The organism is Hassallia byssoidea VB512170 (genome assembly GCF_000817785.2).
GTDB classification, from domain to species: domain Bacteria; phylum Cyanobacteriota; class Cyanobacteriia; order Cyanobacteriales; family Nostocaceae; genus Hassallia; species Hassallia carrinoi.
Window position 1 is genome coordinate 46,567 of sequence record NZ_JTCM02000023.1, and the last position, 22,625, is coordinate 69,191.

Annotated in this window: 18 protein-coding genes; 9 read left to right on the top strand and 9 right to left on the bottom strand. The window is 41.4% G+C overall.

All coding sequences use genetic code 11. The features are described 5' to 3' along the window. The 5 genes from PI95_RS12955 (at window position 1) to PI95_RS12975 (ending at window position 6,806) form a co-directional block, all read left to right on the top strand. Complete coding sequence (locus tag PI95_RS12955) at window positions 1–1,932, top strand: Hsp70 family protein (RefSeq protein ID WP_039742904.1); 1,932 nt, start codon at window positions 1–3, stop codon at window positions 1,930–1,932. Window positions 1,933–2,369: 437 nt separating this feature from the next. Further along, complete coding sequence (locus PI95_RS12960) at window positions 2,370–3,077, top strand: class I SAM-dependent methyltransferase (protein ID WP_039742902.1); 708 nt, start codon at window positions 2,370–2,372, stop codon at window positions 3,075–3,077. A gap of 168 nt (window positions 3,078–3,245) precedes the next feature. Next, complete coding sequence (gene crtO / locus PI95_RS12965; protein WP_039742899.1) at window positions 3,246–4,940, top strand: beta-carotene ketolase CrtO; 1,695 nt, start codon at window positions 3,246–3,248, stop codon at window positions 4,938–4,940. Window positions 4,941–5,208: 268 nt separating this feature from the next. Further along, window positions 5,209–6,300 carry a saccharopine dehydrogenase family protein gene (locus PI95_RS12970; protein ID WP_039742898.1) on the top strand — a complete coding sequence of 364 codons (1,092 nt, stop codon included), beginning with the start codon at window positions 5,209–5,211 and terminating at the stop codon, window positions 6,298–6,300. A gap of 116 nt (window positions 6,301–6,416) precedes the next feature. Further along, window positions 6,417–6,806 (top strand): hypothetical protein, encoded by a 390-nt coding sequence (locus PI95_RS12975; RefSeq protein ID WP_039742896.1) that lies wholly within the window; start codon window positions 6,417–6,419, stop codon window positions 6,804–6,806. Between the two features lie 190 nt (window positions 6,807–6,996). Here the strand turns inward: PI95_RS12975 and PI95_RS12980 are convergent, their stop codons facing one another. Further along, complete coding sequence (locus PI95_RS12980) at window positions 6,997–8,295, bottom strand: cation:proton antiporter (protein WP_039742892.1); 1,299 nt, start codon at window positions 8,293–8,295, stop codon at window positions 6,997–6,999. A gap of 206 nt (window positions 8,296–8,501) precedes the next feature. On the opposite strand from PI95_RS12980, the gene PI95_RS12985 reads away from it, so the two are divergent. Together PI95_RS12985 and PI95_RS12990 are read left to right on the top strand one after the other, a co-directional pair. Then, window positions 8,502–8,666: a hypothetical protein gene (locus PI95_RS12985; RefSeq protein WP_163518852.1), complete on the top strand. Its 165-nt coding sequence runs from the start codon at window positions 8,502–8,504 to the stop codon at window positions 8,664–8,666. Window positions 8,667–8,778: 112 nt separating this feature from the next. Next, window positions 8,779–10,305 (top strand): pentapeptide repeat-containing protein, encoded by a 1,527-nt coding sequence (locus tag PI95_RS12990; RefSeq protein ID WP_163518853.1) that lies wholly within the window; start codon window positions 8,779–8,781, stop codon window positions 10,303–10,305. 169 nt (window positions 10,306–10,474) lie between these two features. Here PI95_RS12990 and PI95_RS12995 read toward each other — a convergent pair whose 3' ends face one another. The 5 genes from PI95_RS12995 to PI95_RS13015 all read right to left on the bottom strand — a co-directional run bounded on the left by PI95_RS12995 (window position 10,475) and on the right by PI95_RS13015 (window position 17,142). Continuing rightward, window positions 10,475–11,842 carry a (Fe-S)-binding protein gene (locus PI95_RS12995; RefSeq protein WP_039742889.1) on the bottom strand — a complete coding sequence of 456 codons (1,368 nt, stop codon included), beginning with the start codon at window positions 11,840–11,842 and terminating at the stop codon, window positions 10,475–10,477. A 50-nt stretch (window positions 11,843–11,892) separates the two neighbouring features. After that, window positions 11,893–13,173, bottom strand: a complete 1,281-nt coding sequence (locus tag PI95_RS13000; protein WP_039742888.1) for an FAD-binding oxidoreductase — start codon at window positions 13,171–13,173, stop codon at window positions 11,893–11,895. Between the two features lie 176 nt (window positions 13,174–13,349). After that, the gene (locus PI95_RS13005) at window positions 13,350–14,708 is read right to left on the bottom strand and encodes an NAD(P)/FAD-dependent oxidoreductase (RefSeq protein WP_039743989.1); all 1,359 of its coding nucleotides are present in this window, start codon (window positions 14,706–14,708) and stop codon (window positions 13,350–13,352) included. A gap of 370 nt (window positions 14,709–15,078) precedes the next feature. Beyond that, window positions 15,079–15,834 carry a Uma2 family endonuclease gene (locus tag PI95_RS13010; protein WP_039742884.1) on the bottom strand — a complete coding sequence of 252 codons (756 nt, stop codon included), beginning with the start codon at window positions 15,832–15,834 and terminating at the stop codon, window positions 15,079–15,081. A gap of 42 nt (window positions 15,835–15,876) precedes the next feature. After that, window positions 15,877–17,142, bottom strand: coding sequence for a damage-control phosphatase ARMT1 family protein (locus PI95_RS13015; RefSeq protein WP_163518854.1), 1,266 nt, complete (start codon window positions 17,140–17,142; stop codon window positions 15,877–15,879). A gap of 296 nt (window positions 17,143–17,438) precedes the next feature. Here PI95_RS13015 and PI95_RS13020 point away from each other — a divergent pair, with 296 nt between their 5' ends. Then, on the top strand, window positions 17,439–17,840 hold the full coding sequence (locus PI95_RS13020) for a DUF4112 domain-containing protein (protein WP_039742883.1): 402 nt from the start codon (window positions 17,439–17,441) through the stop codon (window positions 17,838–17,840). A 97-nt stretch (window positions 17,841–17,937) separates the two neighbouring features. On the opposite strand, the gene PI95_RS13025 is transcribed toward PI95_RS13020, so the two are convergent. Both PI95_RS13025 and PI95_RS13030 read right to left on the bottom strand, forming a co-directional pair. After that, a complete protein-coding gene (locus tag PI95_RS13025) occupies window positions 17,938–18,573 on the bottom strand; it encodes a hypothetical protein (protein WP_039742880.1) in 636 nt (211 codons plus the stop codon). Between the two features lie 324 nt (window positions 18,574–18,897). Next, on the bottom strand, window positions 18,898–19,428 hold the full coding sequence (locus PI95_RS13030; RefSeq protein ID WP_039743988.1) for a histidine kinase: 531 nt from the start codon (window positions 19,426–19,428) through the stop codon (window positions 18,898–18,900). A gap of 323 nt (window positions 19,429–19,751) precedes the next feature. Here PI95_RS13030 and PI95_RS13035 point away from each other — a divergent pair, with 323 nt between their 5' ends. Continuing rightward, complete coding sequence (locus tag PI95_RS13035; RefSeq protein ID WP_039742877.1) at window positions 19,752–20,585, top strand: MBL fold metallo-hydrolase; 834 nt, start codon at window positions 19,752–19,754, stop codon at window positions 20,583–20,585. 698 nt (window positions 20,586–21,283) lie between these two features. On the opposite strand, the gene PI95_RS13040 is transcribed toward PI95_RS13035, so the two are convergent. Next, complete coding sequence (locus tag PI95_RS13040; protein WP_236117048.1) at window positions 21,284–22,588, bottom strand: alpha/beta hydrolase family protein; 1,305 nt, start codon at window positions 22,586–22,588, stop codon at window positions 21,284–21,286. Window positions 22,589–22,625 lie beyond the last annotated feature (37 nt).

Here is a 22,625-nt window from a genome sequence, read left to right on the forward strand (position 1 = left end):
ATGTCTATTTTAAAAACATTAGAAATAATCGGTTTTGATTTGGGACACGGTGAAACAGCTGTAGCTAAAGCTATAGTGGAAAGCATCGAACCCCCAGAGATGCTTGAGATTAATAATAAGAAGAACCAAATTACCGCTCTTGGTTGGCATCCCCAACTCGGTTATCTTGTTGGAGAACAAGCATTAATTCAAGCTGGTGTTACAAGCTTGAAAATTTCTTTCAAGCAAAAACCAAACAACGATCCAAAATATCGAGAAACAATTACCACTTTTTTAGCAACCTACTACCACCTTTTGAAAGAAAGCAAACAAATTGAAGGTGGAGAAAGTAACTATTTTTACGTTGGTTGCCCTTCCGGATGGTCTGTTAGCGAACGAGAAGAATACCAAAAGTTACTTCAAGAAGCTGGCATTCCCCATCTGAATGTTGTACCCGAATCGCGGGCTGCTTTCATGCAAGCCAAGGAAGCCGGTAAGCTGGAGTATGACAAACTCAAATCATCAGTACTAATTGTCGATATTGGCTCTTCGACCACAGATTTTACCCTGGTTAAGAGCTTACATGAAGTCCCGATAGATTTCGGAAGTAACGCTTTGGGAGCATCTTTAATTGACAAGGCTATTTTTGCCCGCACTGTTGCCAAACACGAGCAATCATCCTTACTAGAAAAAGTATTTGCCCAATATCCACATCACCAAGCTCGTTGTGAACTTGCTTGCCGCAAAGCTAAGGAAGATTACTTTTCTAATGAACAGCTATACAGCGATCCTGAATCTTTTGCGCGTGGCTTTGAATCTATTAACGAACAAATTTATTTTATTCCCCAAGTTAATAAATTGATTATGGAGGAAATATTGAACCAACCTTTACCCCAATTAAGGGAAAAAAGTTGGATTCAATCATTTAAAGAAGCTGTCACCGAGGCAAAAGAAAAGCTGGACAAACAAGACATCGTGCCGAAACTTGTGCTGATGACTGGGGGTGCATCTCGCATGAAGTTTACGCACCAAATTTGTCAAGAAATGTTTAGCGAACCAGAAACGCTTCTTCGACCCGATCCGGAACCAGAACGGTGTATTGCGCTGGGTTTAGCGCGAGTAGGACGATGGGATCTGCGTGCCACTGCTTTCAAACAAGAAGTCAACAAATTATTTGACGAAAACTTGCTCAAAAATCTGATTGAGAAACATATCCCGGAGTTAATTCAATCGTTAACTAAACCGTTAGCAGATGATTTGATTGAAAACGCAGTTAAACAAAATTTAAAAGACTGGCAGAAAAACAAAATACGAACTTTAGCCGATTTGGAAATATCTATGAAGAGTCGGGCAGAGCAGTGGTTAATAAGCGATCGCGTTCAGCAGATAATTAACAATCAATGCACTTCTTGGTTTAACAATAAAATCCAACCCGACTTAGCCGCAGAAACCGACCCAATATGTCGAAAATATCAGATACCTAGAAGCAGTTTAAGATTTGAAGATAGTATTGATCCAACTTTTGTCAACCCAGAATTACGAATTGGAGATGCTATCCTTGCCGACACAGTGGCGTTTATCGTTAATGTAGTAATTGGTGGAGGCACTATCGCTAGCATCATCACTCTAATACTAACCGGACACTTGACTTTGCCTATTGCACTGGTGTATGGAGCTTCAGTAATGGCAGCAGGAATGGAGCTAAATCGCAAAAGTGTCAAAGAGGCAATTAAGACAAATATTGATGTCCCCAGTTGGATGCGTTCTACTTTTTTGAGCGACAGGAAAATTGACGATATGTGCGTTTCAATAAAGCCTGAATTAGAGAAGGTTTTTCGAGAACAACTGACAGCTAATCAAGAGGCTTTTGACCAACTGATTGAGAAAGTTGGGCAAGGACTGCAAAAAGCTCTTTCCACGAAGGTTGAAGAGGCAATAATTCTGATTCAATAGCGGTCATACCTCACCTCTAGCGAACTTGTTACAAGGTGTAGAGTAAATGCGGAAGATAAATAAGGGGCGATTTTACAAAAGCTCAAATTTTGATAAATATAACGGTTATTTCTCTGTCTTTATTTAAAAGTTTAGTTAGGGATGAGTGGAATAATAGAAGCGGTGACAATAAATATGAGCGCGTTGCCAAAACAAGGTGCAAAGAATGAGTTAGATTTTGGTAAATAATAGTTTAATGATAAATCTCAACTAAATCTTCTTGAAAGAGTTTGTTACTCTTAAAACAGGATTTGATCTACCATCTACTAAAAGAGTTAATGGCGAATATTCTGTCGCTGCTTCTACATAATAAATAGTTCTGCGGCTACGCACAGCTTTAACAGCGGCACAACATTGAATCGTGTAAAATAATTGTTGCAACCTCAATCGCTTTAATTATGCAAAATCAAAAATCATCCATTGTTTTTGATAAAGAACGCGCTTCTTCCTACGATAAAAGATTCGCTAAATTGGCTCCCATGCGTGACGCGCTTCATCTGCTCATCCGCGTGATACTTTCTGAGCTTCCTGCCGAGGCACGCATCCTCTGTGTCGGTGTGGGAACCGGTTCGGAGTTGATTGACCTCGCCCAAGCATTTCCGCAGTGGCAGTTCACCGCAGTCGAGCCTGCCAAGCCTATGCTCGACATTTGCCGACAGCGCACCGAAGAGTGTGGCATCGCCTCACGCTGCACTTTTCATGAAGGTTATCTCGATTCACTGCCCGCATCAGATCCTTTCGATGCAGCGACTTGCCTTTTGGTTTCTCACTTTTTTATGCAGCTAGAAGCGCGGCGTAACTTTTTCCGTGAAATCGCTTCACGACTTCGCCCTGATGGATATTTGGTCAGTGCTGATCTGGCTTCCGATATGTCCACTGCTGCTTACCAAAGTCTTCTTGACGTTTGGCTACGAATGCTGAGGCAATCTGATATACCCGCTGAGGAAGTCGAAAAATTTCATGCTTCTTATGGTCGGGATGCTGCTGTGCTACCGCCGCTTGAAGTCGAGTCAATCATTGCATCAAGCGGCTTTTATACGCCTGTATTGTTCTTACAGACCCTTCTCATTCATGCCTGGTATGCTAAACGAACACCACTGAGTTAAAAGTTATCAACAGCCGTCAAACAGCGGGTGGCATCCTCCTACAGACTGATAGCTAAAAAAAGTTAAATTAAAAAAATGTCTAAGCTGTGATTATAACTAGCGAAAGATTAAGATTTCTTAACCGCTTTCTAATATCGGGGAATATACCCTATTCCCCAAGTTGCAATTATGGAAGCGTATGATGTTGTAATTATTGGTGCCGGACATAACGGTTTAGTTTGCGCCGCATATCTACTTCAAGAAGGATACAGCGTTTTGCTACTGGAATCTCGTTCAATTCCCGGTGGTGGTGCGACAACTGAAGAACTTATGCCTCAAGAAGCGCCTGGTTTTAAATTTAACCCCTGCGCGATTAATCACCTATTTATTTTCCTAGGACCAGTAATTCAAGAATTAGAATTGCACAAATACGGATTGGAATATTTGGAATGCGATCCGGTGGCATTTTGTCCTCATCCCGATGGCAAGTATTTCTTAGCACATAAATCTGTAGAAAAGACTTGTGCAGAAATTGCCCGTTATAGCGAGAGAGATGCTCAAAAATATGCAGAATACACTGAATTTTGGCAAAGATTTATAAAAGCGGTTAGACCGTTTTTCAGTGCAGCACCCAAATCAATTGTAGACATTGTTGGTAGCTACGGTCTGAAAAATTTGCCAGATTTGTTTTCAATTCTTGGCGGTACTAACACCACCCTAGATTTAATTCGCACGCTTCTCGGCAGTCCGATAGATAATATCAACGAATACTTTGATTCTGAGTTTGTCAAAGCACCCCTTGCTAGACTATCCGCAGAACTAAGTTCCCCTCCCTCGCAAAAAGCCATGTCTTTCGGGGCGATGATGATGGCGTTGCGTCATAACCCAGGTATGGCACGTCCTCGCGGCGGTACGGGCGCACTCACGAAAGCTTTGGTTAAATGCGTGACAAGTAAAGGCGGCGTTATTCTTACCGACCAAAAGGTGGAAAAAGTCTTAGTAGATAACGGTAAAGCTGTCGGTGTAAGGGTTGCTGGTGGCAAGGAATATCGCGCTAACAAAGGTGTAATTTCCAGTCTTGATGCCAAGCGGTTATTTTTGCAACACATTGATCCAGGTGATGTGGATACTGCTGATGCAAATCTGCGAGAAAGATTAGACCGTCGCATTGTCAACAACAATGAAACCATCCTGAAAATTGATTGTGCTTTATCTGAACCGCTGCACTTTGAACATCACCAACACAAAGATGAATACCTGATTGGTTCGATTTTGATTGCAGATTCGGTTAACCATGTGGAACAGGCACATAGCGAGATTACTCTGGGCAAAATTCCCGATGAAGATCCATCGATGTATGTGGTGATGCCTACAGGACTCGACCCTTCAATGGCACCTGAAGGCAAACATACGCTGTGGATTGAGTTTTTTGCCCCTTATCAAATCGCCGGTGCAGAAGGGACGGGATTAAAGGGTACCGGTTGGACGGATGAATTGAAAAACAAAGTTGCAGACAAAGTGTTGGATAAACTGGCGCAGTATTCGCCCAATTTGAAACATTCAATTATTGCCCGTCATGTGGAAAGCCCTGCTGAATTGGCGCAACGTCTGGGGACTTACGGAGGAAACTATTACCACATCGACATGACTTTAGAACAGATGCTGTGCTTCCGTCCGCTGCCGGAAATAGCTAATTATAAAACACCGATTGATAATTTATATCTGACTGGTGCGGGAACTCATCCAGGGGGTTCGATTTCTGGTTTACCGGGACGCAACTGTGCGCGGATGTTTTTGCACGATCGCCAACCTGTGTCACAGTCTCTCAAAGATGCAGGAGATTCTCTCAAGTCTACTGTTGCATCTGTCTTGGGGCGGGGATAATTTTTTAAATCTCACGCCAAGACGAGGACACTTCCGTGGGCGGCTCTGCCACGCCAGTCGCCACAACGGGGGGAACCCCCGCAAGGCGCTGGCTCGACTTGAGGAATGTGTCCGTCGCACTCGTAGCAAAGAAAGATTTAGTATTTTGGTGTCTTGGTGTGAGATTTAAATATCTTCCTTCTTGAGTAGGCGATATCCATACTTGTTGCTGATGACAAAGATAAGTGAAAATTGATGTAATAAAAACAGTGTTGCCAATGCTAGATCGATGACACAAAGGGTTTTAATTCTTGGAGGACGGGGGCGGATCGGCAGTAGTGTTGCCCAGGATTTAGCCACCCACACGCAGGCGGAAATTACCATTACCGGGCGATCGCCTGAGATTCAAATTAGCGATCCGCGATGGAAATTTCTGGTTTTAGACTTAGCGGAGGTTGACAAATTGCAAAGTGCGATCGCCTCTGCCGATTTAGTCGTCCACTGTGCCGGTCCATTTCACTACCGCGATGCTAATGTTCTGAAAATTTGCATCGAACAAGGTGTCAACTATGTAGATGTTAGCGATCACCGTTCATATACCAGCAAGGCTTTAAAATATCATGAACAAGCCGCTGCCGCTGGTGTCACGGCAATTGTTAATACTGGTATTTTTCCCGGCATTTCTAACAGCATGGTACGTCAAGGTGTCGAGCAATTCGATACAGCCGAAAAAATACATTTGAGTTATTTAGTATCTGGTTCTGGTGGTGCTGGTGTCACTGTGATGCGGACAACATTTCTAGGGTTGCAACATCCTTTTGATGCTTGGATAGACGGCAAATGGCAAACAGTTAAGCCTTATAGCCAACGGGAAGCTGTTAACTTTCTCCCCCCCTACGGACGCACTGGAGTTTACTGGTTTGATATGCCAGAAACCTTCACATTACCCCACGCTTTCCCATCAATCAAAACTGTAATAACTAAGTTTGGCTCAGTTCCCGATTTTTACAATCACATGACTTGGATCACTGCTCATGTGTTTCCTAAATGGTTGATGCACAAGCGTGGAACTATCGAATTTTTGGCTCATGTAAGTCATTTTCTGACGGATGTGACTAATAACTTTACTGGTATTGGGGTAGCAGTTCGCGCAGAAGTTACAGGGCAAAAAAACGGTGAGACAAGTATTTTTTGCTCAGACTTATTGCATCAAAATACGGCAATGGCTTCGGGTTCTGGGACAGGTAGTATTGCTCAATTATTATTAGAAGGCAAACTTAATAAACCAGGCGTTTTTCCTGTAGAAGAAGCACTACCAACAGATTTATTTGAATATATAGTGCAAAGCCGAGGAATTAAGATATATCACAATTGGTTATAGCCAAAAATTAATGTATCCTCCGATAGAAGAAGAATTGTCATGAAACATTTAGGATGCCTGTGAGCCTTATTTACGCAAAACAAAGGCTCAAAACAGAAAATTAGGAGGGTTTTTTCATGCGAAGAATTTTATTAACTTTAAAGCAAGCACTACTTTCAAGCATTTTAGTTTTTGGTTTGATGATTTTTATTAGCCTGTCCGGTTTATTCATGGTGGTTCAGCAGCCTAGTTATGCAACCACACTTGAAGAATTGAAGCTGATACCTCCAGAGTATAAACCAACGCCACAAGAAAAGATTGACCGCGCTTACGAACGCAACGAAGCCGCAGGTTTTCGCGAAGAACAGCGAGAAGAGGCTTACGAACAAGCAATAAAAGACGGTAAAAGCCTTAATACAATGGAGAAGGCTTACGAAAGAAATGTAAAAGCTGAAAAAGCACAAAATCCCCCAGAGAGTTTCGGTGAAAAAGCTAAAGAAGTGATTGAAAAGGTGACAGGGAAGTAGAGGTGTAAGGGAGAAGGGGGACAGGGGGGACAAGGGGGACAGGGGGGACAAGGGGGAGTTTGTCTTTTCGTCTTCCTTGTCTCCCCCCTCTCCCTTGTCTCCCCCATCTCCCTTGTCTTCCTTGTCTCCCCCCTCTCCCTTGTCTCCCTTGTCTCCCCCCTCTCCCCATCCCCCCCTCTCCCCCTCCCCCTCACTCAAATTCATCAACTGTAGCGGGGGGAGTTGCATTTTCGTGGTTGGCAATTCTGCGCTCGTACCAATTCATTAATGGAGTTGAACTAATTCCATGTACAATTACTGAAACAACAATAGTTGTGTAGGTAATCCAGCCAATTTGCTCGCCAAGTTTGTCTTTTAAACCATTACCAAATGCGTAAGCCAAATAATATAAAGAGCCAACACCGCGAATACCAAACCAACCAAATAGCCAGCGAGTTCGTGAGTCCATTTTCCGGTGACGCGACTCTGGCGATCGCTTACCAATTGTACTAATCCAAGCTCCCACAGGTCGAATCACAAAGAACAAAACTACTATCACTAACAAAGATTGACCAGCATAATCAAGCATCGGCTTAAATAATAATATCGACCCCAATATTAAAATTGTTCCGACTTCCGATAGCTTTTCAATTCGCTCTACAAATTTTAATTCTTGCAATGGTTTTTCCGGATTTCTGTAACTACGCTCTACAACTAGTCCAGCAACAAAGACTGCCAAAAATCCATAGCCATTAACAATTTCTGTCAATGAATAAGTTAGCAAAATCGTGCTGATGGCTACAAAATCTTCCATCGTCTCATCAACACGACGGCGTTTTTGAACTTTTTTATCGAACCAAACTACTACTTTGGCAACGATAATTCCCATAACGATACCAGCAGCGATCGCCCAAATTAAATCAACTGCAACCCATTGTTTCAACCAGTTGTTCCAATTATCATCTTTTAACGAATGAATGCCAAAATAAACAAAGGGAAAAGCTAGAGCATCATTTAAACCACCTTCAGAAGTTAAACCGAAGCGCAACTCATCTTGGTCATTTGTATCTGTCAGTTGTACTTCTGATGCTAAAACAGGGTCAGTTGGTGCTAAAATTGCTCCTAATAAAATTGCCTCTCCCCAATTCATACCTAAAAAGAATTTGCCCACCACAGCTAGCGCAAAAATGGAAATTGGCATCAAAAATACAATCAACCGCGTCGTTATATCCCAAGCTTTTAAACGTAGCGGACGAACGATTTTTAAGCCGCAGCCAAATACGGAAACAATCACCACAAATTCGGTTATTTTTTCTAGTATCTCAGCATTAAATGCTCCCTCTTGACGCAATTTAATTAGCCCTAAACCATAAGGTCCCACTAAAATACCTACCACTAGATAGATGAGGGCAAAGGAAAGAGGTAAGCGGGAAATGAAGCCTGAACCTAGCGTCACCAATAGCAAAAGTAGACCAATGAAAAGTAGTTTGAGAATATAAATATCTACCATAACGATTTGTATAAAAAATAAGCTTCGTCTTGTAAGTTTAGAGGCGATCGCTTTTAGTTATAAATACCTTGTGGTAGATTTCTGACAAGTATATAAATCTTATTTTTACCTCTGGTAGAACATTAAATTTGGGTGCGTGAAATCATAAACGACAATCTCCTCTACATTGAGATTTATGAACGCAGAGATAACCCGGATTTATAAGAGTGCAGATATCCTCTGTTGCTGCCGATAATCAACTCGTCAAATTAGTGCGTCGTGGTGCGATCGCACTTTATGAGGGTAAAACTGTAGTGGCACTCGTGCGATCGCACCCATGTAAAGTTGCCTGTGGGGGTGTAATTGTATTTAATATATACTGCACAAAATAACAAAGTTGTAAAGAGTAAATATTGTTACTTTGGGCATGATTTAGGGCAACTTAAATACAGAGTTGCATACAAATAAACTCAGTATTACTAAGTACACCACAGTTAACGATAGATGAATTACTCAGATTCTCAACTAGATGTAAATTCCCTAATTTCCAAAATGGAACAGTTAGAACAAAATTATAAAGCTCTACATAAATATTTTGTAGGCTTTAAAAGCCAGTTAGAAGATTTAAAACAACAACTTCATCAGCATTCAGAAATTGACTCTTTGCAAGTTTTGCAGTCGCAAGTTTCCGCTTTACAAAGGCAGTTGCAGGATTCAGAGACTGTGACTGATGTTGTGGATACAGCAACTACAGAAATGATTCTTGATAATGCAGAAATAGCGACACCGATTTTTGAACAAGATATTGATACAAAAGCGCAAGAAGAGAGAATAGTTACAGCTTTAAGTGATGAGGAATTCAAACTAGAGAGAATGATATGGTTGGTAGATATAACTTATGCGAAAGAGGAAGAGAAGTTAGGTAAAGCTGTTAGTGCTGAGGAGTTTTGGAAGCGTCGTAACGCAGGTGAAAGAGATTTTACAGGGATTAACTTAATAAAAGTCAATTTAAGTAAGAGTTCCTTAGGTACTAATGTCAATTTGAGCAGAGCCAACTTGAGTGGTGCAAATCTCTGTGATGTCGCTTGGGAGTCAATCAACCTAAGTGGTGCAAATTTAACAAGAGCTAATTTGAGTGGTGCTAACTTGAGAGGAGCAAAGCTGATGAAAGCAGACTTAAGTAATGCGAATCTCAGCAAGGTAAAGCTAATTGAAGCAAATCTCGAAAGCGCAAACCTTGAAGGAGTAAACCTGCAACACGCTTATTACGACATAGCAACTGTCTTTCCTACAAATTTTAATGCTGCTGAAGCAGGAGCCTATTTAATTGCTCCAGGTGTGTCACTGCAAAATGCTAATTTGGCAGGGGCTAATCTGAATAACGTTAACTTAGCTGGGGCTGACTTGCAAGGAGCAGACTTGAGCTTAACTAATTTAGTAAGTGCAAACTTAAGTGAAGCCAACTTGAGTCAAGCAAATTTATCTCAAGCAGATTTGAACCATGCAAAGCTTCTTGAAGCAAATTTGAGTAAAGCTAATTTGTTTGAAGCAAAACTTCATTGGGCAGATTTAACTGGGGCTAATTTAAATGAAGTTAACTTGAATAAAGCAAAACTTGGTAGTGTAAAGTTAGCAGCTGCCAGCCTCAAGAAAGCAAATTTAATGCAAGCAGACTTAAGTAATGCAAACTTAAGAGGAGCAGATTTGAGTGAAGCCAATTTGAAAAATGCCCAATTGAATTCCCAGCCAAATTTTACAGATGCTAACCTGACTAAAGTTAATTTACTTGGTGTTAGCTTGAGTGGAGAATTCAGTGGAGCTAATTTTACTGAAGCCAACCTCTGTGGCGCAAACATAAGTAGCATAAACTTAAGCGAGGCAAACTTTACTTCAGCTAATTTGCGTGGAGCCAATTTGTATAGAGCTAACTTAGAAAAAGCTAACCTCAAAGATGCTGACTTAACTGGTGTAAATTTTCAAGAAACAAAGCTTAGTGGTGCTATCATGCCCGATGGCAAAACTGACGAATAGAATTTTTGGCATTGCTGAATTGATGCATGAATCCGGATGTAGAGACGTTCCACTGGAACGTCTCTACAAGGATTTTGGTATTGTGTAAAATAATTTTCATACCCGGATTCAGCAACGCCGAATTTTCTTATTTTCGTAAAAATAAGCCCGCATAGGCGGGCTTTTGATATTAAAACCGCAACTTCTCACCCCTTATCGAATAATCCAACAATTCCATCGGATGTATCACCGAAATCTCCTTACCCTGCAACTTTAAATGCTTAGTAATTTGCAACGTACAACCAGGATTTGCAGAAGTAATTAAATCAGCATTAGTATTCAATAAATTCTGCACCTTTTGCTTGCCCAATTCATCAGCAACATCCGGTTGCAGCATATTGTAAACTCCCGCACTACCACAACACAAAGCCGCGTCTATTGGTTCCCTTAACTTCACTCCTGGAATTTGCCGTAATAACTGACGCGGTTGCACGCTAATCTTTTGTCCGTGCAATAAATGACAAGCATCTTGATAAACTAAATTCAATGGTTTCTCAGCAATTGGTAATAGTTTCGCCGTTAAACCAATTGTTGCCAAAAACTCTTGTGCATCCTTTACCTTACTAGCAAATTCCTTTGCCTTTTCGCGATATTCTGGGTCATCTTCTAATATATGACCGTATTCTTTTAAAGTATGACCGCAACCAGCCGCATTGATAATTACCGCATCCACATTAGTGTCAGCAAAACTATCAATCATCTGTCTCGCTAAAGCCTTCGCTTGTTCAGTTTGTCCTTGATGTTCCGGAAGCGCTGCACAACAACCTTGAGATTTAGGAATCACAACCTCACAACCATTTGCCGTTAAAACTCGCACCGTAGCTTCATTTACAGGTGAGAAAAATAAGCGTTGTACACAACCCAAAATCACGCCCACACGATAACGTTTTTCACCTTTTGCCTTAATAACAGTAGGCAAATTATCTTGAAAAGATTTTAAAGTAACTTCCGGCAAAATTGATTCCATTGCAGCCAAGCGGGGAGAAATGCGTTCAAGTAAACCAGTAAAACGCACAACTTTTGGCAAACCCAACTTTTGATAGACAAATAATGGAACCAGTAAAAATCTTAAACGGTTCGGATAAGGAAACAGAGAAAATATCAATTGGCGAAATAACCTATCAGGCAAACTGCGCGGATAATTCCTTTCAACTTGCGGACGAGTTGCCGAAAGTAACTTGTCATACTGCACACCAGAAGGACAAGTAGTCACACAAGCAAGACACCCCAAACAAGAATCAAAATGTTGCGCTGTTGCTTCATTTAGCGCAATTTCACCCTCATTAATTGCATCCATCAAATAGATTCTTCCTCGCGGAGAATCCATCTCCTTACCAAGCACCCTATAACTAGGGCAAGTTGACAAACAAAACCCACAATGCACACAACTATCAATCAACTTCGGCTCAGGCGGATTGTTTTCATCAAACCCTTTCAAATTCTTCAAACTAGCCGTATTATTATTTAAATTTGTATCTGTATTATCTGAAATCTGCATACCTCTCCCCTCTCTATCTCTGTGTCCTCTGCCCCTCTGCGGTTCGTTTTTCAAATCCCCGCCACAAAACGACCAGGACTTAAAATATTCTTCCCATCAAACTGTTCCTTAATACCCCGCATAATCTGCAAAGCATTACCCCTATATCCCCACACATCTACTTTTTGTTTTACCGCAATCGGTGCAGACAAAATAGTGAGGAAACCACTATTACCTTCACAGAGCGATCGCATCTTGACAACCTCACCTTCACCCTCAAACCGCAACACCCCTAAACCACTACCAACATGAACCAACCCCATCTCCACCGAAGTCAAAACTTCCACCGCAGCAGTAGGTAACACTCCGATTTTGCAAATAATTACATCCCTAACACCAGAATGCATTTGCTCTCGTAATTTCTGCCATAAATCAACTTCATCTGCCGCAGAATAAATCGTTCCTTCTAAACCCAACTTTTCCCCTACTGACAAAAGTCGGTTTGACTGTTCCTTCACACTCTCAACTATACTTTGAAAGCGAGCAATTAAACCCAAACCCTTACCCAAACCTAAATTAGACACAACTTGACTTGAAAGCAAATCAGCCTCAGTTGGTGTCAGTGCCGAACCTCGCAGAGTTTCCGCAGCTTGAGATATAGCCTCAGCCCTACCACTTAGCACCACCGTCCCCGATATCTCCGGCAACGGATAAACTCGAAAAGTTGCTTGACTTATAATCCCAAGTGTGCTATATGAACCCGCAAACAACTTCATCAAATCGTAGCCGGCAACATTTTTCACCACACGTCCCCCAGCTTTGGCAATTTGTCCATCAGCACGGACAAAGGTAATACCCAAAAGTTGATCGCGTACACCACCGTAGCGTTGTCGCAAAGAATTTGTATCAGCCGTGGCGATAATTCCACCAATAGTTGCTGATTCTGGTACGGTAGGGTCAAGGGCGAGAAATTGCAGACGATCTGCTAAAATAGCCTGGAGCTTTGAGAATTTCATTCCCGCTTCTACGGTGACAGTCAAATCCCCAACTGCATGTTCAATTAGTTGGTTAATGCGTTCGGTACTGATGACAACATCAACGCAAGTTGCTAAACCGCCCCAACTGATTTTACTACAATTACCGCAAGTTAAAATGCGCCAGTTATTTTGGTGAGCGTGTGCGATCGCTTGTGCTAATTCTTCGGTAGTGCGAGGATAGACAATGCAACTAGGAACGCTTCCAGGCATTATCGCCTGTAGAATACGCTCTTGGCGACTAAATTCGATATTTTCCCAACATACAGCATTATCTTCCCCTACGATAGATGCAAAACTAGAAGCGTTTGCTTTCATCAGTTTATTTTTGAATCCCTAAATCTAATGTACTGGTTTTCACCAAATAAATAAGTAATATCTTAAAAGACAGCATTGGGCATATGGTCTAAAATATAGCAAAGAGAATCCCGAAACAAAGAGAATCCCGGTTTCTTGAAGAAACCGGGATTCTGACAAAAAAACTTTATTGTTCTCTAAACGTTAACTGCCTGTTTATTTTTCAGTGATTTGTAATAACCGTTATTGTCTTCAACTTCTATTTCCTGGAGCATTTCTTTACCTGTAATCAATCTTGCGCCGCGATTGCGAGTAAAATAGTTCCAGCCCCACTGAATCATCACTACTAATTTGTTGTCAAACTCAATTAAGAAGTAGATGTGAATCAATAACCAAAATAGCCAAGCTAAGAAACCTGTAAGTTTAATAAAACCTAAATCCACAACGGCTAAATTTTGCCCAATCATCGCTAAACTACCGCGATCAATGTAGTGAAACGGTGGTAAAGTTTTACCTTTAAGTTTTTGTTGAATCAGTGAAGCTACGTATTCTCCTTCTTGCTTGGCTACCGGTGCGACACCGGGTAAAGGTTTACCATTTTGATCGGAAAAATTCGCTAAATCGCCAACTACAAAAATATTCGGATATTTTTTGATACTTAAGTCGGGTTCAACAATCACTCGTCCAGCGCGATCGCATTCCGCAAAAGTGCGTTCTGTCAAAACTTTTCCCATTGCCGACGCTTTCACACCTGCTGCCCATAATACCGTTTTTGCGGCAATCTCTGTTACCCCATCGTTTTGTTTGATGGTAACGACATCATCTTCTATATTCGTTACCAATGCTTTTGTCTGTACTGTGACACCCATCTGCGTTAAAGATGCTTCCGCTTCAACTGATAATTCGGGTGCGAAGGGTGGGAGAATGCGATCCATACCTTCGAGAAGCAAAACTTGCGCTTCTCTGGTGTCAATGTTGCGAAAATCTTCTTTCAGCGTGTGGTATGCTAATTCGGCGATCGCCCCTGCTAATTCTACACCGGTTGGACCACCACCAACTATTACAAATGTTAACCAAGCACGCCGCACTTCTGGATCTATTTCCTTTTCAGCAGCTTCAAATGCCGTAAAGATGCGACGACGCATTAACAACGCATCTTCCACAGTTTTCAAACCGGGTGCGAATTCTTCCCAGTCGTCTTTACCAAAGTAAGAATGCTTTGCACCTGTAGCGACAATTAACGTATCGTAAGGTACTACTTCATCACCCAAAATCACTTTTTGCGCTTCTGGATCGATATCATTCACTTCACCTAGCAGCACTTTTGTATTTTTACTCTTACTCAACACCGATCGCAATGGCGAAGAAATATCAGCCGGAGATAACGCACCTGTCGCAACTTGATACAACAGCGGTTGAAATAGATGAAAGTTCCGTTTATCAATCAGCGTAACGTTTACTGAAGCTTTGGCTAAGGCTTTCGCGGCATAAAGTCCACCAAAACCACCACCAACGATTACTACCTGATGGGGTGGCTGATTGTCAAGTGATGTCATAAGAAATGTTTCCTTTTTCAAACTGTTGTTATTATTCTTAACAAATTTATTTGTATCAAGTTTGTCACATTTGTTGCTGTTTGGCTTGAACAGATGAAGATATGATGAAGGTGCATTTAATAGCGTGTCCGGCAAATCATGCATATTGTAGAGACGTTCCGTTGGAACATCTCCACCACAGTTGGGATGTTTTTATTAGATTAATAATGGCGGACATGATATGATTGCTTAATTTGGGATAAATACGAGTTTGCCTATTTATTGTTCCCAATTAGATATGAAAATATCGGCGTTGCTGAATATAAAGGTTAAAATTTCTAATTTCTGGTAGAGACGTTCCACCGGAACGTCTCTACAAATCGGGTTTTACTTACAAGGAATCAGGATTTACACCCAAAGCGCGTAATTGTTCGCGTAAACGCGCATTTTCTGCTTCAGCTTGTTCAGCGCGTTGGTGTTGTTGTTCAGCGCGTTGATGTTCTTGTTCAGCGCGTTCATCACCAGTCAGCAAAAGATTTCCTTGGTCATCCCACCAACGCAACCAGGGTAAATTGGCATTGAGATACTCACCAAGCCATATACCTAACTCTACTTTTAAAGGAGCGATCGCATAATGTCCTCTTTCATTAGCAGCCATCAACTGGTAATTACCCGCAACCATTTGATAAACTTCTACTGCTGCCTTTTTCACTTCGTAAATACCGTAGAAAGCAGGACGAATAACTTGTTCGTAAATCCAAAATTTGCCTTCAAAAGGTGTATTATCTCGCTCTTGTTCTCCGTTACCAGAGACAAATTCCAAAACAATCAACGGTGCGATCAATTCTTGCCATAATACATAAGAACGTCGCAACTCACCGTTAAGAGTTGGGGGGACATTCGCAACATAAAACCAATCTGGTGCTTCGGCGCCTCGTTCTGGAGGAGTAGTCATCCGCCAGTATATACCGCAATCTTGCCCAATGCAGTATTGCCCATCTGCGTGAATTTGTTGCAAACGCGGTTGAATTGAGTCTGTCAGCAGGATACTCTGGGGATGCTCCTGAAAATTTTTCACAAAACTTCCATCTGATTCTGGTAGCTGCGTGTGGTCTGGTAGGACAAGGCTGACAGGTTCAATGGTCATCGCTTTTTCTCACCAAAGATGATTAAATCACTTCAGGTAAGTCTAGTCTACCAACTGGATGACACCCCATTGTCCATTTGTGAGCCAATCAGAGTCAGATTTTGCTACTTCCTGAATAACTTCCGGTTTTAACCCAGCGACGACTTCCGACTTGAGAGTGCGTAAAGCGACGATGGGGACGCTTAGGTAAGATACGATATCTGCGAAATTGGTGGTAAAATTCCAATGGCGATCGCCTAATAATCGGCGATAATTCGCATCACCTTTAATTACAATCAAATTCGCGGCTGATAAATCACTTTTGAGTGTGTCGGGTATTTCCCAAAAAGCTAAAGGTGATGTCCAAAAGTAATCTTCAGATAAAACTAAGCGATTTGAGGCAATATTTTCTTGCGATCGCTTGGCAAATAATGTAACATCTTCATGGCTGGAAGCTGCTAAAAAGTCGATTGTATGCAGCACATCTTTAATCATGGCATCCGAGACAAAAGTCGGGTGAGGCTTTAAATGCAGCTTCACTTGATTTGCTACACCACTACCCAAGAGAAAATCTACTAAACATAAGTCGCAAACAAGTTCAAAACCAGCATTATCTATCACAAAGTCAATGCGTTTATCTTTAGTCGCTAACAATTCTGTGACTTTGGCGGCATCATCCACTAAAATGTGAGATTGTTGACTTTGAATATCAAAACGACTGCGTTCGCCCTTGGCGTTGGCGTTCGCGGAGCGTCTCGAAGAGAAGCCATCGCTTTCCAACGCTGACCACAAACTTAAGTCTACACGATTTCCCCACAGCGCGAAATATAACAAAGCAATCAAAGCTGTTTGATTTAATTCCTCTTTTTGTGCATCAGCCAACCATTGATTAAGTTGAATGCACAAAGGGATTATCGAGTCAAGAGATGTTTCTAAATCTTTATTTTTCTGTAATTGAAATGGATCGACACCTTGGAATTCACTTTTGCGAAAGTAATTAGTAATTTCCAGAATTAGACGATAAAAATAAGTTTCTGCTAAGAACCAGGGAACATCAATCCAACGCTGACCTTTGAATGGTTGTAGATATTTCATCCAATCTGAAAAATCAACACCAGTGTCATGTAAAAGAGGTGACAAAGATTCTGAGGGTAACTCACTAGCTAGTTGTTTTAGGCAATCATTAATGTTTTGCGGGTAATTATTTTCAGCGATAACTCGGCGTGCGATCGCAGGCATTTGTTGAGTTACTGTATACTCAGTAAAAGTACCAACTTCAGACCCCAAAAGTGCAGATGGTAGGGGCAATTTGGGAATGTCGGGTGTCATCACCACAAGTTCTTTTTCCCTCTTAATTTTTAGTTATTCTATCCTTGTTTTGATAATTCGCGCCGGAAAATTATAAAATCTACCTAATAGTTAAAAAGTTATTAAGCTATACTCTGTTAATTGTTAGTTGTTATTTGTTAGTTGTCAAAAAATGCTCCTACGCACCGATCGCTATCAAAATATTGCTCATTTACAACTCCTAACTATTGTACAGACGTTCCGGACCGAACGTCTCTACCCAAATCTTTCTTACGGTACAAGACAAATATCAAACAGTAGTGCAAATATTATAAATTATGGACACAATCGAACGCCTAGCTACTCTCAACCGCATTCGTAAACTCAGCCGTCTGATGGATACATCTATCGGTATTCCTGGGACGCGCTTTCGTTTTGGGTTAGACCCAATTCTTGGTCTTGTTCCTGGTGCTGGTGATTTAATCAGTACAGCATTTTCCGCTTATATAATATATTTAGCAACCCGCGTCGGTATTCCAAATCAAGACTTAAGGCAAATGATTTTCAACGTTGGTTTGGAAGCAGTTGTGGGTACAGTGCCTTTAGTGGGTGATATGTTTGATGCTGTTTATAAATCCAATATCCGCAATTTAGCAATTTTGGAAAAGCATCTAACAGCAGTTGAACCAGAATTCTCTAAAGTTGCTTTTGAAGAAGGCAATCTAGCTTCATCTAATTAGGTGAATATATAATATTATGTCCAAAAATTAACACTAATAAAAACATCGCAACCGTCGTAGAGACGTTCCACTGGAACGTCTCTACAGTATTTTACGTTTAATTTTTAGCTGATGAGCTAGTATCAATTAAAATACCAATTAATATACTAACTAATTTCATCATTTCTTCGGGAATTCGATATAATTTTATATCTTCTATTATCTGTTTTTCTTGACGTTTATATATAGCAAATCGCCAATCTTCTCCTGTTGTGACTGCACCATATAAAACTGGTGTATCTGATTTAGTCCATTGGTCTAGCGCTATTAGTTCCACTGCTAATTGTGTAAAACCCCGGCTTAAATCAGCTTGTTTGGCTTCAATTACTAATAATCCTTTACCTTTGCTAATGTAGTAGTCAAAACTACCTTTGAGTTGTTCGCTCACACTAACAGGATATTCAATATTCAATTGAGTTTGCGTGATTTCACATACTTCTAATAGTATGGGTGCAATTATCGCTTGTTTGCGGGCATCTTCGCTGAGTAACTTTACACGTCTTAAATTACGTTCAATCAGTCGCTGTAAATCCTCAATTTTATTTAGATCGTACTCTGATTTAGGTAATAGCAGTCTTTCCCTTTCATAAGAGCATCCTAACTCTGCTAAGATATCTTCTGGAGTAAAAGGTAATTCAAAATATTTACTAAATGTATAGCTTTCACCAGGCTGTATAATGCGTGGACGACTCATATACTTTTATTTATTAGTAAAGGCTAAGTAGGTGAGTTGAATTAAATATAAAACCACCGTGGGGTGTATTAGCGCCGAGAGTACGGCATCTTGTACTATTAATGGTGCGTTAAACTTCGTTATAACGCACCCTACACTATCTCATAAACTTTTATTTATTAGTAAATGCTATACATTTAATTATAGTTTTTCGACACAACTACTGATGCTAATAATAACATTATAAAGGACGCGGTGAGGCGGATGATAAATCCTTTGTTCCGCGTCCTTGATTAACTATTTCCGCCAAGTGAAATGACTGCATTTTAGTATCAGTCATGGAAATTAGAAGCGGAAACCAACACCAGTTTGCAAGCTTAAAGCACCAGCATTGCTGTCTTTGTAAGCGTCAATGCCCCATTTAGCATCACCATACAAAACGGTGTTTCTAGCAATTTCTGATTCAGCACCAAGAGTTACTACAGGTGTATTCTTGTTTCCTAATTGAGTGGCTTTACCTTCATCGGTGACAAACGAGTAACCACCACCAACGTAAACGTTAGTATTTTTAGCGATCGGTGCATCGTAAGTTAATAGAGGCATAGCTGCGGTAGCATCACCACCGAACAAAACAGCACCTCGAACTGAAACAGGTGCATTAGGAATTGCAGCGCGTCCTTGAATGTTTCCACCTAACAAAGCGGCATCATTTTGTCTTCCACCATTAGTGACACCAGCAGAAACACCAGCACCGATGTAGCTACCCTTTAAACCAAGTGTTTCAGCGGTTTGAGGTGTTTGGGCGCTAGCAATTCCAGCACTAAAGATAACAGAAGCAACAGCGAGTGCAGAGGTTGCGAATTTTGCGAGTTTCATAGATTCTTCCTGACTAGAAATTAAGTTCAATCAATCTTCTCTATTACTAGAATCTCTTTTTTTACAAAATGTAACCTCGCACTTTTGGATAACCTAAGTGGGTTAAAATATTTCACCCGACTGGGTGAACACAAAGGACAAATTTAAAGTTGTTGCATATTTACAGCATGATTTTGCAACAACGTATTGTAGAGACGTTCCGGACCGAACGTCTCTACGATTCATCCCAAAATTATGCAACGCCAATTTTTTCACCCCTAAGTATGTTGATTGTCCATACTTTTTCGTCTTTAAGAGAGATTGATGCGATCGGGGAATGATTTATGCGTATTCATCATCTTAATTGCGGTTGTATGTGTCCGATTGGCGGGGCACTCTTCGACGGTTTTAGTCGCGGGCTAACAGCCAGTCTGGTCTGCCACTGCCTGCTGGTCGAGACAAATCAGGGACTGGTTCTCATTGATACGGGCTTTGGCGATCGCGATATAAAAGCCCCATTATCAACACTCAGCCCGTTCTTCATGAATTTGAATCGCATACAGTTTGAAGAAAAATACACGGCGATCGCTCAAATCAAGCAGCTTGGCTTGAACCCCCGCGATGTGCGGCATATCGTGCTTACTCACCTTGATTTCGATCATGCAGGGGGCTTAGAGGATTTTCCAGAGGCAACCGTGCATGTAATGCAGACTGAGATGGAAGCAGCAAAAAGTAGGCGCGGCTTTATCGGAGCTGAACGCTATCGTCCAGGTCAATGGGATGAAGTAAAATACTGGAAGTACTATTCACCCTCTGGCGAACCTTGGTTCGGCTTCGAGGCAGTGCGCGACCTCGACGAACTGCCACCTGAGATTCTCCTCATCCCGCTTGCTGGTCACACGCGGGGTCATGCTGGTGTCGCCATCAAGACATCAGAAGGTTGGCTTTTACATGCGGGGGATGCCTACTTTTATCGAGAGGAAATGGGAACCACTAAACCGCGTTGCACACCAGGTCTGCGTGCCTATCAATGGTTGATGGAGGTAGACCGCAAAACTCGACTTTATAATCAAGAACGCTTACGTGCCCTGTCGCTCGACCACAGTAATGAAGTGCGGCTGTTTTGCAGCCATGATGCCATCGAGTTTAAAGCGATCGCACTCCCTAATAATTCTTAATTGCACAAAGATGTTAGCACGCTTGAATTATTTGGAATTGAGCGCTTCAGTTTGAGCGATCGCAAACCCCTATTAATCTGTGTATCACATTTTCACACGCTAATACGGCGTTGACAAAAGCGATCGCTCATGTTTACACCATAATAAGTAAGGCGTGTCTAAACTCCAGTTCGAGTGTTCGAGCGTTGTTAAGTAGCTAAACCTTATTAAACGCGCATACCTCTAGAAGCTGATTTTGACGCTTCTAGAACTTACACATTGACAAATAACACTAAATATGCAAAAGCTAAAACAGCGAAAGGAACAGGCGATCGCCCTCGTCACCCTTTTGGTGAAAAAAACTATCGGTGATTGTTTCAATAGCCTCCATTGCCTTATATTGATGCCTTATATAAAGACAGCGCACTGTAATATTATTCCTGGTTAATTATTTTACGCTATCATTCCAAGCTTTTTTGGATAGCCTGAGTGGGTTAAAATATTTCACCCGACTGGGTGAACACAAAGGACAAATTTAAAGTTGTTGGTTGTTGTAACTTTAATAAGCTGTTCCACATTTAACTTGTATAAAGTGGGCGGGCTTTCCGGCCCACCCCACAAAAGTTTGAAAAAATTAAATAAAGCAAATTAAATGTGGTTTAGCTTAGTTGATTTTAAATTTATATTAGAGAATATCTTTTCTCTCCAGCTTTTCGCGCTTAACGATGGCGAAACTCCACTATAGCTTCTGAATAATCAGGAGAAGCACCTTTGAGCAAAGGCGAATTTTGGTTTTTAAGATATATATTAAAGAAAGCCAGAGTATATGCATTAATAATCTTAGCCGCCCGTTGAGGTTCAATTGAGCCTAAGGTCTGTTTAATCGGAGGTTCTTTCTCAGTTGAGTAGGCTGAAAATAGGGGAACGATTAAACCGAAGTCGGTAAAACTGTTGTGTTTGCTGCCTTTGATAATGAGGCTATAAGCATCATTATTCAGCCTTTGATAAAGTAATCTAGAGTACACTTCCCGTTTTTCACGGGACATTACCATGAACGGGCGATTTAAACGGGCTTTGCTAGTAAGACTAAATAGCTCTCCATATTCACCACTATCCATACTGATTCCTGCTTTAATTCGACGGTCTAGTCGCATTGCTTCAACAACCGTATTCCCACCAAGCGAATGACCAAAAATCCCAATTTGGCTTAAGTCCAAACGTCCGCTGAATAATCCTTGAGCATCTTTAACATTGATACGCTCCAGTTGATTAAGCACAAAGCTGACATCCTTTGCCCTAATCGAAGTAGCGTCCGTAAAGGTTCGGTATTCTGTTTGTTTACCAGTAGATGAAAAATTGAAGGTCGTAGATTGGGTGATAACTCGTCCATCCGGAAGCAGGACTGGAGTTTCGTAGGTAGGATTTATGCCAACGACAACATAGCCATGACTGGCTAGTTGTTCTAACTGCGAGGAATACTGTTTGGGCGTAGAACCAAAGCCAGGAGAGAAAAACACAACGGGATAGTGTCTTTGGGCATTGGCAAGACTAGCTTTAGGAATAGAGTTTGTTCGGACTACTTGAGTGACCAACTCGGTAAATACATCAGCCGATACTCCAAAACCAGATCCAAAAACCCTAGAAGTGGCGAGTGCAAAGCCGTCATCTATGTAGGGTGCAGGTGTTGCTCCTGGCTTTACTTTGGCAGGATACCAAATATAAACCATTAACTCCCGCCGATCAGTTGGAGGCAGGCTAGTAATCAGCTTTCGTGTCCGCAGGTCGTATACTTCGCTGCTATAGGTTTCTTTTCGAGAAGAATCGACCAGGTGGTAAGAGGTTGTGCCCACTTGGTAAGAACCACTCAGAGCAGGTAGTCGGAAGCCGGAAGAACGATTTGCTGGTTCTATTTTTGATTGTGATGTCTGTGCTAAGAACGGTTCAATCTGGGCAAGGGAAAGCAGAATTCCTAAAGCAGTTATTATTCCAAAGGTTATTGTAACTTTACGAAATTCTTTCATCATCCCGTGAAGAGTAAGGTTGGTTGTTAGTTATTCTACC

Excerpts from the sequence above, each read along its gene's own strand:
- PI95_RS12980 (WP_039742892.1), bottom strand. The coding sequence starts at position 8,295 with ATGGTAGATATTTATATTCTCAAACTACTTTTCATTGGTCTACTTTTG.
- PI95_RS13010 (WP_039742884.1), bottom strand. The coding sequence starts at position 15,834 with ATGACCATTGAACCTGTCAGCCTTGTCCTACCAGACCACACGCAGCTA.
- PI95_RS13035 (WP_039742877.1), top strand. The coding sequence starts at position 19,752 with ATGCGTATTCATCATCTTAATTGCGGTTGTATGTGTCCGATTGGCGGG.
- PI95_RS12990 (WP_163518853.1), top strand. The coding sequence starts at position 8,779 with ATGAATTACTCAGATTCTCAACTAGATGTAAATTCCCTAATTTCCAAA.
- PI95_RS13040 (WP_236117048.1), bottom strand. The coding sequence starts at position 22,588 with ATGATGAAAGAATTTCGTAAAGTTACAATAACCTTTGGAATAATAACT.
- PI95_RS13000 (WP_039742888.1), bottom strand. The coding sequence starts at position 13,173 with ATGAAAGCAAACGCTTCTAGTTTTGCATCTATCGTAGGGGAAGATAAT.
- PI95_RS13015 (WP_163518854.1), bottom strand. The coding sequence starts at position 17,142 with ATGACACCCGACATTCCCAAATTGCCCCTACCATCTGCACTTTTGGGG.
- PI95_RS12975 (WP_039742896.1), top strand. The coding sequence starts at position 6,417 with ATGCGAAGAATTTTATTAACTTTAAAGCAAGCACTACTTTCAAGCATT.
- crtO (WP_039742899.1), top strand. The coding sequence starts at position 3,246 with ATGGAAGCGTATGATGTTGTAATTATTGGTGCCGGACATAACGGTTTA.
- PI95_RS13025 (WP_039742880.1), bottom strand. The coding sequence starts at position 18,573 with ATGAGTCGTCCACGCATTATACAGCCTGGTGAAAGCTATACATTTAGT.
- PI95_RS12970 (WP_039742898.1), top strand. The coding sequence starts at position 5,209 with ATGACACAAAGGGTTTTAATTCTTGGAGGACGGGGGCGGATCGGCAGT.
- PI95_RS13020 (WP_039742883.1), top strand. The coding sequence starts at position 17,439 with ATGGACACAATCGAACGCCTAGCTACTCTCAACCGCATTCGTAAACTC.
- PI95_RS13005 (WP_039743989.1), bottom strand. The coding sequence starts at position 14,708 with ATGACATCACTTGACAATCAGCCACCCCATCAGGTAGTAATCGTTGGT.
- PI95_RS13030 (WP_039743988.1), bottom strand. The coding sequence starts at position 19,428 with ATGAAACTCGCAAAATTCGCAACCTCTGCACTCGCTGTTGCTTCTGTT.
- PI95_RS12995 (WP_039742889.1), bottom strand. The coding sequence starts at position 11,842 with ATGCAGATTTCAGATAATACAGATACAAATTTAAATAATAATACGGCT.
- PI95_RS12955 (WP_039742904.1), top strand. The coding sequence starts at position 1 with ATGTCTATTTTAAAAACATTAGAAATAATCGGTTTTGATTTGGGACAC.
- PI95_RS12960 (WP_039742902.1), top strand. The coding sequence starts at position 2,370 with ATGCAAAATCAAAAATCATCCATTGTTTTTGATAAAGAACGCGCTTCT.